This window comes from Bartonella sp. CL266QHHD (assembly GCF_042195355.1).
GTDB lineage: Bacteria > Pseudomonadota > Alphaproteobacteria > Rhizobiales > Rhizobiaceae > Bartonella.
Map to the genome: position 1 here is coordinate 93,123 of NZ_JBHIOD010000035.1, position 12,913 is coordinate 106,035.

8 protein-coding genes and 1 pseudogene are annotated in these 12,913 nt (G+C 36.6%); 6 read left to right on the forward strand and 3 right to left on the reverse strand.

What is annotated here, in order from left to right; all coding sequences use genetic code 11:
* Positions 1-2: 2 nt before the first annotated feature.
* The 4 genes from hflC to ACFIK7_RS04195 all read left to right on the forward strand — a co-directional run bounded on the left by hflC (position 3) and on the right by ACFIK7_RS04195 (position 6,414).
* Complete coding sequence (gene hflC / locus ACFIK7_RS04180) at positions 3-941, forward strand: protease modulator HflC (RefSeq protein ID WP_273790755.1); 939 nt, start codon at positions 3-5, stop codon at positions 939-941.
* A gap of 151 nt (positions 942-1,092) precedes the next feature.
* Positions 1,093-2,616 carry a Do family serine endopeptidase gene (locus ACFIK7_RS04185; RefSeq protein ID WP_273790754.1) on the forward strand — a complete coding sequence of 508 codons (1,524 nt, stop codon included), beginning with the start codon at positions 1,093-1,095 and terminating at the stop codon, positions 2,614-2,616.
* Positions 2,617-3,471: 855 nt separating this feature from the next.
* Entirely contained in the window at positions 3,472-4,344 is an 873-nt protein-coding gene (gene miaA, locus ACFIK7_RS04190; protein ID WP_375643463.1) for a tRNA (adenosine(37)-N6)-dimethylallyltransferase MiaA, read from the forward strand.
* 270 nt (positions 4,345-4,614) lie between these two features.
* A complete protein-coding gene (locus ACFIK7_RS04195; RefSeq protein ID WP_375662978.1) occupies positions 4,615-6,414 on the forward strand; it encodes an acetolactate synthase 3 large subunit in 1,800 nt (599 codons plus the stop codon).
* Between the two features lie 1,152 nt (positions 6,415-7,566).
* Here the strand turns inward: ACFIK7_RS04195 and ACFIK7_RS04200 are convergent.
* From ACFIK7_RS04200 to ACFIK7_RS04210, 3 genes and pseudogenes are all read right to left on the reverse strand, one after another.
* Positions 7,567-7,926, reverse strand: a complete 360-nt coding sequence (locus ACFIK7_RS04200) for a hypothetical protein (RefSeq protein WP_375637646.1) — start codon at positions 7,924-7,926, stop codon at positions 7,567-7,569.
* 162 nt (positions 7,927-8,088) lie between these two features.
* A pseudogene (locus ACFIK7_RS04205) lies at positions 8,089-8,190 on the reverse strand (integrase); the annotation flags it as partial.
* Positions 8,191-8,260: 70 nt separating this feature from the next.
* Positions 8,261-9,187 (reverse strand): D-2-hydroxyacid dehydrogenase family protein, encoded by a 927-nt coding sequence (locus ACFIK7_RS04210; protein WP_375637645.1) that lies wholly within the window; start codon positions 9,185-9,187, stop codon positions 8,261-8,263.
* Positions 9,188-10,129: 942 nt separating this feature from the next.
* Here ACFIK7_RS04210 and ACFIK7_RS04215 point away from each other — a divergent pair.
* Positions 10,130-11,251, forward strand: a complete 1,122-nt coding sequence (locus tag ACFIK7_RS04215) for an ATP-dependent RecD-like DNA helicase (RefSeq protein ID WP_375631484.1) — start codon at positions 10,130-10,132, stop codon at positions 11,249-11,251.
* 85 nt (positions 11,252-11,336) lie between these two features.
* Entirely contained in the window at positions 11,337-12,071 is a 735-nt protein-coding gene (locus ACFIK7_RS04220) for a pyridoxine 5'-phosphate synthase (RefSeq protein ID WP_273790748.1), read from the forward strand.
* Positions 12,072-12,913 lie beyond the last annotated feature (842 nt).

The following is a 12,913-nucleotide window of genomic DNA, read 5'->3' on the forward strand; positions in this document are numbered from 1 at the left end:
TTATGCAGCAATCTCGCTTTTTGTTTGTTTTTAGTGCTATAGTGTTTGTTTTGATGATTTTGTGGATGTCCGTATTTATCGTCTATCCTCGTCAACAAGTAGCAATTAAGCGTTTTGGACAAATTGTTCAGGTAGAATCTAATCCTGGAATCTATTTCAAGGCGCCCTTTATCGATAAGATGATCATTGTTGATAATCGGTTATTGCGTTACGATGTTCCTACACAATCTGTACAGGTTCGTGGTGGTGCGTATTATGAGGTGGATGCGTTCTTTATTTACCGTATTACAGATCCTAAGTTGTTTTTACAGCGCATTGCTTCTGGGCGTCCACAAATTGCGGCACGTGAAAACCTTGCACCACGGTTTATTGACGCTTTGCGTGCTGTTTATGGTAAGCGAGAATTTAAAGCAGCCTTATCGGATGAACGAGGCGCGATGATGGCTGAAGTACAGAAGCAGTTTTCTGTAGATGCAGGTTCGTTGGGTATTACCATTGTTGATGTGCGTATTCGTAAAACCGATTTGACTGATGCTGTTTCAGAAGATGTCTATCGGCAAATGGCAGCTGAACGTGAAGCTGCTGCGGAAAATATCCGTGCTCGTGGTCAACAAGAGCGAGATCGTATTGTAGCAGAAGCTAATCGTGAATATGAAGAAATTGTAGCAGCGGCAAAGCGTGATGCTGAAATTACTCGTGGTGAAGGTCAGGCTGAAAGTATTCGTCTTTTATTGAATGCGAGGGAGGCTAATCCGTCTTTTTACGATTTTTGGTTGGCGATGGAACAATACAAGAATTTAGAGAAAACACCGATGGTGATTTCTCCAAATGAGGATTTCTTTTTCTATTTTCGTAATCCGCCGCAGGCAAATAAAGCATTCTTACCGACAATGAATACTGGCATTAGTAAAACTGATCCAAAATCGGGAGAGAATAGATAAAATAATGGATTGCAGATACGAGATTTTGCATGAAAAGAATGATCTGTGACCATTTTCTTTTATGGTAAAAGTGGTAGAGAGTATCGAGCCGTGCTGGTTTTATGTAGATAAATTTAGTGGGGCTCTTTGCATCTTTGATTAAAGGCATGTCATGGATAGAAGTGTCGTGAGTAAAAATACGTTTTTAAAGTTTTTTATCACAAGAGTTGTTTTTTGTGTGACTTTGTTTCTATCAGGGTCAGGTTTGTCTTGGGGAGCAGAGACAAGCGAGGCATTGCTTTCTATTCCTGATTTAGCTTCTGAGCTTTTGGAAACAGTTGTGAATATTTCCACGGCACAGACTGTTGAAGGAACAGAACAGGATGAAAATACCTCGGTACCCGTTATCCCAAAAGATTCATTGCTGGAGGAATATTTTAGTGATTTTTTTACACCCAAGGATGCTCAAAAAGATAGTCAATTTCAAAAGGTGCGTTCTTTAGGGTCTGGTTTTGTGATTGATGCGCAAAAGGGGATTATTGTTACAAATTATCATGTTATTGTTGATGCTGATGATATTGAAGTTAATTTTACGGATGGTACAAAACTAAAGGCAAAGCTTCTTGGAAAGGATAGCAAAACTGATTTGGCGTTGCTTCAAGTCGATGCAGGAAGTAAAAAATTAAAAGCTGTGCGTTTTGGTGACTCAGAAAAAGCACGTATTGGTGACTGGGTTATGGCTATTGGTAATCCTTATGGTTTTGGTGGAAGTGTGACGGTTGGTATTATTTCTGCGCGTAACCGTGATCTTAATGCTGGTCCCTATGATAATTTTATTCAAACAGATGCAGCAATTAATCGGGGCAATTCTGGTGGTCCGTTATTTGATAGAAATGGTGAAGTCATTGGCATTAATACAGCAATTGTTTCACCTTCGGGAGGATCTATCGGTATTGGATTTGCTATTCCATCGGATATGGCTCTTTCTGTTATTAATCAATTGCGTGATTTTGGAGAAATAAGACGTGGTTGGTTGGCTATTCGTATTCAGCCGGTAACAGAGGATATTGCAAAAAGTTTAAAATTGGACAATGCTGTGGGAGCATTGGTGGCTGGTAAAATAGAACAGACGGAAGAAAATAATGTAGATAATAGCCAGTTACAAACTGGAGATGTTATTCTTTCTTTTGGTAATTCCAAAATTAAGCATGCACGTGATTTGCCGCGTTTAGTTGCAGAAAGTTCAGAAGGAAAGGTGGTGGATGTTACTGTTTTACGGAATGGGCAAGAAGAAACAGTAAAAGTTAAGCTTGGACGTTTGATTGAAACAGATCCAAATGAAGATACAGAAGAAGAAGTTGATGATAAAAAAAATCAAGATCTGTCGAAAAACGTGACAATGCAATTTATGGGAATGACGTTATCTGAACTGACGGAGGATTTGCGTCATCGTTATTCAATTTCAGATAAACTTCGAGGACTAGTGGTGACATCTGTTGCACAAAATAGTGCAGCGGATAAAAAGCGTATTCGCGTTGGTGAAGTGATTGTTGATATCAATCAGAGTTCTATCACAACAATTGATGAGGCTAAAAAACGTATTCATAAATTACGTGAAGCTGGACGCAAAAATGCTCTATTTATTGTAGCGCGTCCAGATGGAGAGTTACGGTTCGTAACGCTCCTAATGGATTGATCCTTAAAAATTATTTTTTGTTTTTTATCAGCCTTAGTATATGGGATATTTTGCAAGCTAGGCATGTGATGTCCAATATTTCTCAAATTCATTTCACGATAGAGAGCATGGGGTGTGCAATATAAAATTCATTGGGCAGCTCTATTTTTGCGTTAAATAAAAGTACAAGTTGCTACCATCATAGATTTGCTAGATTTCCAACTTTGCAACAGCTTAGGCTTTAAAATAGTGCATAGGAGATCTATGTTTTGTATTTAAGTCAATTATTATTATAAATAATGTTGTATCTAGTGAGAATTTTAGCACTTTGTGATTGTATTTTGTGTGCTATAGAGAACGTTTTTTCACTTCAGTTTGAAAAAAGCTCTCTCAGAGAAAAATCATATTAGACTAAATTAGTTATATATATATTTACACCTTTCTTGGTGATGGATGAAAAAATAGTTATAAAAAAAGAGCGTGAAGAAGACAATTTCTGAATCTCCTATTATAAATCAGAGTAGCATGCTGTTTTTATAGGAAAAAATAAAGCTGTTTGATTGTATAGGTTAAGCTCAGTATTATTTTTATAAATGATGACAAAGAGTATGTTTTTAATGGCCTAAACGGACAAAATTATTATAGCTGTGGTTTGTTATTGAATTATGATAGCAAAAAATGCTTGGAAATTCCTTTGGTGTTGTTCTTAAGTCTATTTTTTCTTTTTTATAAGTTTCATAAGGGGCTTTGTCTTAAGGGGAATTTGTGTTCGTATTTTTGTTTGAAGTATTTACTCTATGATAATGGAGAGAAGATAGTGGCTTTGGGGGTGTCTGTATGTTGCAATAAGTTATTGATTGGGAGAAATTGCTATTTATGGCACAAAGAACAATTACATTGATAGCAGGGCCAACGGCAAGTGGGAAGTCAGAACTTGCCTTGCAAATGGCTCAAGAAAAGAATGCTCTCATTATTAATACTGATTCAATGCAGGTTTATGATGTTTTAAATATTTTAACGGCACGGCCGGGGGAGGCTGACACCGCGATTGTTCCCCATTATCTTTATGGCCATGTGAGTCCTACTTTGAACTATTCAGTAGGGCAATGGTTGTATGATGTCGAGAAGCTATTGGCTACTTTTTCTTTAAGATCAGTTATTTTTGTTGGTGGAACAGGACTTTATTTTCGTGCTCTTTTAGAGGGGATTTCGGAAGTCCCTCATGTTCCAGATGTTGTGCGGCAGAAGTGGCGTTTGCTGCTTGATAAAGAGGGACCTGAAAGTCTTTATCGCCAGTTGTTGCAGATTGATGCTGTTGTTGCTGAAAAAATTTCTTCGCATGATAGACAGCGTATTGTCCGTGCTTTGGAAGTTTATGATGCAACCGGTAAGACGCTCAGTTGGTGGCAGAAACAAAAAACAACACCTCTCATTGCGCCGAATTTGACCGAAAAAATTCTTCTCATGCCACCACGTCCTTTGCTTTATGAACGTATTCATAAACGCTTGGATTCTATGATTGAAAGAGGAGCTTTAGAAGAAGTGGTGGCTATGAAAAAACTTAAACTTTCCCCTTCATTACCAGCAATGAAGGCTATTGGTATACCTGAGTTTATGGCTTATTTGGATGGATATAGAAGCTTTGAGAGTGCTCTTGAAGCGGTGAAAATACAAACGAGGAGATATGCAAAAAGACAAATGACATGGTTTCGTAATCAATTTGATGAAGAATGGATGCTTACTTTTTGATAAAAGAGCTGGAGCCTTGCAAAGAAATTTTCGAAAGATAAAAGATAATTCGTAAAAAAGAAATTTTTTAGAAAATATAATTTTTTATTGACGAATGGTATCAATGGAATTAGAAATCTGTCTACAAGGAATTTTTTATATATTTTATACGTTGGAATAATGGGGGGTAATCATACAGTATGTGTTGTGTAATGGGCTCCTTTGGGGGCTTTTTTTATGGGCTCCGTTAGGGGCTTTTTTATTGTCCTATAAAGTAGGTGAGTGGGAAAAATGAGAAATGATCAAAGAAAGCAAGAGAGTGCAGATGGAAAAATAATGTCGGGCGCTGAAATAGTGGTTCAGGCTCTTATAGATCAAGGCGTTGAACATATTTTTGGTTATCCTGGTGGGGCTGTTTTGCCTATTTTTGATGTTCTTTATCACCAAGATACACTCCAGCATATTTTGGTGCGCCATGAACAAGCCGCAGGGCATGCGGCTGAAGGCTATGCACGCAGCACAGGGAAGGTAGGGGTTATGCTTGTGACTTCTGGTCCAGGGGCAACGAATGCTGTGACACCTTTGCAAGATGCTCTTATGGATTCGATACCTCTTATTTGTTTTTCTGGGCAGGTGTCAACAACGGTGATTGGAACAAATGCTTTTCAAGAGGCTGATACAGTTGGAATTACAAAGCCTTGTACGAAGCGTAATTGGCTGGTTAAAAATGTCAATGATCTTGCGGCTATTATTCATGAAGCTTTTTCTCTTGCTCAATCAGGTCGTCCTGGGCCGGTTTTGATTGATATTCCTAAGGATGTTCAATTTGCTTCAGGACTTTATAGAGCACCTCAAGTTCAGGAGTCTTTACATTCTTTTCCCTCGTTGAAAGGGAATACTAAGGCTATTGAATCTGCCGTTTCTCTTTTAGTTGAGGCAAAACGCCCTATTATTTATTCTGGTGGTGGTGTTATTTCATCGGGGATGAAAGCTATACAGCTTTTACGTAATTTGGTTCAATTGGGGGATTTTCCGATTACTTCAACATTAATGGGACTTGGTGCTTATCCTGCTTCCGGTAAAAATTGGCTTGGAATGCTTGGAATGCATGGAACCTATGAGGCTAATATGGCCATGCATGATTGTGATGTCATGTTAGCTGTTGGAGCACGATTTGATGATCGTATCACGGGGCGCCTTGATGCATTTGCACCTCATGCGCGTATTATTCATATTGATATCGATCCTTCTTCCATCAATAAAATTGTAAAAGCAGAAGTTCCAATTATTGGTGATGTGGCTTGTGTTTTAGGAGATATGACGCAACTCTTAAAAATACAGCAACCAGCGTTTAACAGTGAAGTCCGTGAGGCGTGGTGGACGCAAATTAACCGTTGGAAAGCTCGTAATTCATTGGCATATGCGGAGAAAAAAGATGTCATTATGCCGCAATATGCTCTTGAACGACTTTATGCTCTTACCAAAGATGCGAATGCTTATATTACAACGGATGTCGGACAGCATCAGATGTGGGCAGCACAGTATTATCATTTTGATGAACCAAAACATTGGATGACTTCTGGTGGTCTTGGAACGATGGGGTATGGTCTTCCGGCGGCTATCGGTGTTCAAATAGCACATCCTGATGCGCTTGTTGTGTGTATTTCTGGTGATGCCTCCATTCAGATGAATATTCAAGAGCTTGCAACAGCTATTCAGCATGACACACCTGTAAAAATTTTCATTTTAAATAATCAGTATATGGGGATGGTTCGCCAGTGGCAGCAATTGCTGCATGGTAATCGTCTTTCTCATTCTTATACGGAATCTATGCCTGACTTTGTGAAATTGGCACAAGCTTATGGAGCCGTGGGAATTCATTGTTCAAAACCCGATGAACTTGATGATAAAATTCAGCAGATGATTGACTGTGATAAGCCTGTTCTTTTTGATTGTCGTGTTTATCATTTAGAAAACTGTTTTCCTATGATCCCATCGGGATGTGCTCATAATGAGATGTTATTACCCGATGAGGCAAGCGAAGAAGCTATTGCAAATGCTATTTCTTCCGAGGGAAAGATTCTTGTATAAAATTAATATGTTAACAAAATGGTGAAGGATAGTGATGATGAAGTCTTTGGAGTCCTCATCTCTGTCTCTTCTTTGTGGAGAGTTCCTATTATCCCTAGAGCTCATTTTATGATTTTCATTCTTTGTTTAAAGACATGGGGTGTATTATTATTTGTTTATCTAAAAAATGTTATAAGTCGTGTGCACAATTATGTTTGAATTTATTTGTACGCGATGTTTGTTTTTTTAATTCATATGTTCACATTAATAGCTATTTCGTTGCATTTTTTAGATAATACATTGAATTATCTGTTATAAATTAATTATGTTGTCTCATATATGAAAGATTCCATCGTGCAAGAAAAAAATCCACTATGCTTGAAGGGGGCAACCATGCAAACCGTCATACTTGTGAAAACAATAGAAAAGTTTGTCACTATGTTTTGGTTTCGCATTATGAAATTACTCCAAATCGCTTTTTCAAGGGCTTGATAGGGGAATCCCCCTAGCGGCTTGAAGGAAGGGCAAAAATAACAAAGATCAAATGCAGCCATAGAAAATCAATTGGCCACCATAGCTTATAATTAGGTAGTAACCTCACCTGATTATGCGGGAGAAACCTATACATATGAGATGTATCATCAATATATAAATCAGAATAATACTCAACATCATATCATTATCAGGATATTAACATTGAAAATTAAATACTCTTTCTTTTATTTGTTCTATATATCTATAATTCCATAAATCTGCAGACACAAACACTCTTTGAATCCACCGCATTGGATTTTCATAACTATCAAATGATCCAAAAAACTTATCTCTAGAGTGTAGAGCCATTCTATTATCAATGTATAATAATCTTCCTTAGTGGTACATCAATTCCAAAAGATACAGCCTTAATAGCTTCATAAAAATGATCTAAAGTTTCCTTGGCTTTTTTGACTGTGGTTCTAACATGCCAGGATAAAAAAACAGCGCTGATATCAGGGAATTCACTGTCCCTGTGAACTAGGGGCACTTTACTTGTAGAGGTTACCCCATTTTTTCTCCATCTATAGGGAACATTAATTATATATAAATTATCCCTTAAGCTCCTCAAATCCTCCTCACTTAAAAATTTTAAAGCTAGACGTGCATCAGACTATTCTCGTTAACGGGCCATCAACATCATTGCGAACACCAGATAAAAGTATCCCCTTTAAGAGATAAATTTAAACCCGTTATAAATTTTAGTGCAGCATTTTCTGTATGAAAATCTAACTCAACTTCAGATCCTAATTCTGTATAATCTTTTTTATTATCCTCTAAAGGAAGCAGGTTATTTACTATATGTTCGCCTTCAAACTTAATTGAATAAGGCTCTCCGATCACTACAGAAAACATCATAATTAAATTTTCGCTAATATAGTCACTTTTACAAGACGCATCTAAATTATAAGGATTAGGTGACGTATTAATTTGTCTATCAACAGGAAGGTTTTCAAAGATTAAATATGGTCTAGGGGTAATAGACCCCTTTTTGTTCATAAGAATTGTCAATATTCTATGTGGTAGCAGCGAAAATGCTATTTTTTTAACTCAACCGAATATTCAATACCACCGTATGGATACTCAATAATAATTAAGTCAATAAGTTATATTAATAGTGAGGGTTTTATTCGCTATTGATTCTATTACGTTTTTTTGCCTCTATTCCTCATCTTTTTGAAGTTTTTTTATAGCTTCAAGAGCGAGTTTTTTACGGTCTGCGCTCTTTGTGTAAAGAGATGACATGGCGTCATCTGTCCAGCCAATATGTGTCGTGCAAATTTGATAGGCTAGCGATATAAGATAAATTTTACAAACATTGGCTCAGCCGGCATTAAGCGCTCTTTATAAAAGACGCTATATTTTGGCAAGCTTTTTCAAAATAATTCTCAAAGCTTTCTTCAGTCACATAGCCCAGATGCGGTGTGCAAAGAACTCTATCTGATTGCAATAATTTGCTCTCATATACTGGCTCGCTGTCATAAACATCCAGTGCAAAGTAAGTTGAATTTTCCAAACTTAGTATTTTTTCTATCGCCCCTTTTTCAACCAAAGCTGAACGCGCTGTGTTGACAAAAATAGCATGAGGTTTCATGCTCAATAGATCATCTAATTTTATGATTTCTCTGGTTTTATCGCTTAAACGTAAATGGACGGATATAATGTCAGGACGTGTAAAAAATTCATCTTTTGAATGCGTAAAATGATAACCTAAATTTTTTGCTTCTTGCGTTGAACGCTCGCTCCCATAAACCAAAATGGACATGCCAAAAGCTTGAGCATATTGAGCAACCATTTTACCAATACGGCCAAACCCGAATATTCCAAGAGTAGCCCCTTTCATTTGGTTGCCAAATGTTGTTTGCCATCGTCCTTTTTTCATATCAGATACAGATTTACAGAGTTTTCTACGCGCAGACATAATTAAGAGCCACGCAAATTCAGCAGCAGAAGTTGGATCTCCACCACCGTCTAATATTTCAATTCCTAAGTCTCTACAAGTTTCTATATCAATATGTGAACCTATAGGGCCTGTTTGGCAGATTAATTTTAAATTTGGCAGTTTCAGGAGAAGATTTCTATCAACTATAGTCCGCTCTCTGATTAAGATAAGAATATCTATCTCTTTGAGCTTATCTTCTAAATCACATTCTTTAGCTAAATTATTTATAACCAGCACTTCATGCAATTTCATTAATTTTGTAATAGACTGTAATGTTAGGGTGGCTTTTTGATAGTCATCTGGAATTAATATTTTCAATTTAAACCTTCCGTTTCATTCATCAATATTTGAGCTCATTATTTCATTGTTATTTCTAGCAATAAGAATAGTATTAATCAGTTAGTTTTTATAAACTTTAAAACATTGCGACAAAAAGAAAAAGTTTGACTCAGTCGATGGAGAATTGCGCTTTTCTCATATTCTAGAGGACGAACCTGAAGTGCTACGCTGGACATGAAACCATGTCCCAGTTTTCTTATAATAGACTACCAAGAAGGCCATACTTACGAACCATATTTTATTGTTGAAACAGAAAAAGTTCCATATTTGTGCGAGATAAAGCGTGATGTCTCTCTTTATTCGTTGAGATATAACATATTTGTAGCATGAAGAGTAAATTTATTAAAATCATGATAAGAGGGAAATAGGAACCTTATAGGTGTATCATCATAGGATTAAGTCGTTTTGTTGAGAGCTATTTCTATTTTTGCCAAAAGGTTTTTGATATATTTATTATTATTTCGTAATAGTGGATGTACTTTATTTTTTATGTGCAAGAAAGCTGATTGATTGTGTAAAATAGCGTTCAAAAATTACATTATTCTTATCCTGTTAAGGACATTTTTTCTAGTGAGGGTTTTGCAATTGCAATGCTCTTTTTCTCATTCTAAATTTTGGTTAGAAAAAGCGTATAGAGGTGTTATTTTAAATTTAAGATATGCATCTTCCATTGTTGGTGTTACTGTTGTAAAAGATGATATTTTATTTGATACGCATAAAGTGTTACCAAGAAGATCGATGTATAGATAAAATTTAGATTGTTACAATATCTTGAAAAAGCAATGGGTAAATAATTGATAATTGTGCTACGAAAGTTGTTAGATGGGCGTGTATCAGCAATTCTTAATAAAAAATTTTTTCTTGATAGTCGTTTTTTTTCAAAATACTGCTCTTTTTATGCAAATCTTATGTTGGTAAGCTATGCAGTTTTCACGGGAACAGGATAATGCATTGAAGGCTGTTGCCGCGTGGTTGAAGGAAGGGCGTTCTCCTCTTTTTCGCCTTTTTGGCTATGCGGGGACGGGTAAGACGACGCTTGCGCGCTATTTTGCAGAAACAGTTGATGGTTCTGTTCAGTTTGCTGCTTTTACAGGGAAGGCGGCGCAGGTTTTACGTTCTAAAGGTGCAAGCAATGCTTGTACGATTCATTCGCTGATTTATTGTCCACGTGGTGAAGAGGAAGTTTCCGATGAAATAACAGGAAAAAAGTCTATCGCTCCAACATTTACATTAAATCGAAGAAGTGCTGCTGCACAAGCTAAACTCATTATTGTTGATGAGTGTTCGATGGTCGATGAAAAATTGGCGCGTGATTTAATGAGTTTTCGGACGCCAATTCTTGTTCTTGGTGATCCAGGCCAATTGCCTCCTATATCAGGTGGAGGATTTTTTTCCAGTGGAGAACCAGATTTTCTTCTTTCAGAAATTCATCGGCAAGCGCGAGATAATCCGATTATACGTCTTGCTATGGACGTGCGTGAAGGACGCGATATTGCTTATGGTGACTATGGTGAAGCCCGTGTTGTTACACGTAAAGAGGTCAATCAACAATTGGTTTTGGATGCTGATCAGGTATTGGTGGGGGTTAATCGTACGCGCTACCTTTATAATCAGCGTTTGCGTGTGTTAAAAGAATTTACAGCAGATTATCCGCAAGCAGGAGATAAGCTGGTGTGTTTGCGAAATGATCCTATTAAAGGTTTGTTGAATGGCTCTTTATGGAAGGTGATGACTTCACAGAAGGAGACAGTTAAACCGAGTATTAATCTTCTTGTTAAACCAGAAGAAAGTGAGCGTAGGGTAGCAAAGATTAAACTTTTAAAAGCAGCGTTTGAAAACCCTGATCAAGAAATTTCATGGCAATTAAAAAAGCGATATGATGATTTTGATTATGGGTATGCATTAACGGTTCATAAGGCGCAAGGTTCTCAATGGAATAATGTCGTTTTGTTTGATGAAAGTTTTGCATTTCGTGATATGTATGCGCGCTGGCTTTATACGGGAATTACGCGCGCAGCAGAACGTTTAATGATTGTTCGATAGAAAAAAATATGTATATCATCTAAGTTTCAGATGGAAAATGCCTTTTTTCTATCTTGTTACACACTATAAAAAAATGGAAATGGGCATGGCGGTAAAACTTTCGGTTAATCTTAATGCTGTTGCTGTTTTGCGTAATCGACGTAATCTTCCGTGGCCAAGTATAACGAATATTGGGCATATAGCGCTTGCTGCTGGAGCAGCAGGTTTGACGGTTCATCCACGCCCTGATGAAAGGCATATTCGTTTTGCGGATTTGCCAGATATATACTGTTTAATCAAGAACGCTTTTCCTACAGCTGAGTTTAATATTGAAGGTTATCCCAGTGATCAATTTTTAGATATCGCTGAAAACTACGCGGATCAGATTACCCTTGTTCCTGATGATCCAGATCAGTCAACGTCTGATCATGGTTGGAATTTTGCTCATGATGCAGAATTTTTAGCACCTATTATTCAGAATTTAAAAAAAAGAAAGATTCGTGTATCCCTTTTTGCTAACCCTACTGTCGATGGTCTTGATATTGCTAAAGCAATGGGTGCTGATCGTGTGGAATTTTACACGGGACCTTACGGTGGTGCATTTCAGGACAAAATAAAACAAGTTCAAGAGCTCAATAAACTTGTTTTAGCAGCAAGAAGAGCAAAAGAGTTGCAGTTAGGTATGAATGCAGGGCATGATCTAACAATTATGAATCTTCCTGCTCTTGTCAAAAAGATTCCTTGGCTTGATGAAGTTTCTATTGGCCATGGGCTCATTGCTGATGCGTTGGAGTATGGAATGCATGAGACTGTTCAGCGTTTTATCCGGTTATTATCGTAACCTTTTTTCTCTATAAAAATTGGAAGAGAAATTTTTATAGAGGTTTGTCAATTTATCTTAAAAAACAATTTTATACATGTTGAGATAAGTAGCACTATTAGCATACATTATAAAATATTCTATTTTCCTCTGTTTATTGGTAGCTTTCTATTTTTTGTGTTTTTTAGGGTATGAAATGCTTTTTTATATACCATCCATTATGAGGAAATTTTACCAAATCTACTTACTATAATTTCTTTGAAGGGAGAAGAAATAGGGTTTTGAAAGTATTTCCATTATAAAGGAGTGCGTAGGATTTTAATGGATCAATACACAAATTTTCTTGATATTTGAGCTCATTTTCGGGTTATCTGTAAATAGTATAACGTAAAATCTCCTATGAGTAAGCTTAATGCAATAGGAGCTGTTAAATAGAATGATGATATCGACTTGTAGCTTTATGAAGTAAAGAGAGTGGTGTGCAATAAATCTTAGACTATTATAGGGGATTCTTGAAAAGGGCTCGAGCATATTAAAATTTTTTTATAAGGCGCCATAAATGGATAACATAATGGCCGTATGGGGGTGTTCTTTTTTGCGTGAGAAGCGTGGATATTAAAGAACATAAAAAGTAAAAACATCCTCTCTATTATTCTAAAGATATTGTTGTATATGCTTTTGAAGGTTGTATTAAAACAATACTTGTTATTTTGTAATTTTTCTTGCTATCCATATTGATTTGGTTCATGTTAAAAATTGTATGTTGTATCTTAATTTTTAGAATATAGCGTTTTGTTGCACGATAGAAGAGTAGAATATTAGCTAAATTTTCTTTAGAAATCTTATTTTGTGTAATTATTATT

Coding starts and splice junctions, on each gene's coding strand:
- hflC (WP_273790755.1), top strand. CDS start 3: ATGCAGCAATCTCGCTTTTTGTTTGTTTTTAGTGCTATAGTGTTTGTT.
- ACFIK7_RS04195 (WP_375662978.1), top strand. CDS start 4,615: ATGAGAAATGATCAAAGAAAGCAAGAGAGTGCAGATGGAAAAATAATG.
- ACFIK7_RS04200 (WP_375637646.1), bottom strand. CDS start 7,926: ATGAACAAAAAGGGGTCTATTACCCCTAGACCATATTTAATCTTTGAA.
- ACFIK7_RS04220 (WP_273790748.1), top strand. CDS start 11,337: ATGGCGGTAAAACTTTCGGTTAATCTTAATGCTGTTGCTGTTTTGCGT.
- ACFIK7_RS04215 (WP_375631484.1), top strand. CDS start 10,130: ATGCAGTTTTCACGGGAACAGGATAATGCATTGAAGGCTGTTGCCGCG.
- ACFIK7_RS04185 (WP_273790754.1), top strand. CDS start 1,093: ATGGATAGAAGTGTCGTGAGTAAAAATACGTTTTTAAAGTTTTTTATC.
- miaA (WP_375643463.1), top strand. CDS start 3,472: ATGGCACAAAGAACAATTACATTGATAGCAGGGCCAACGGCAAGTGGG.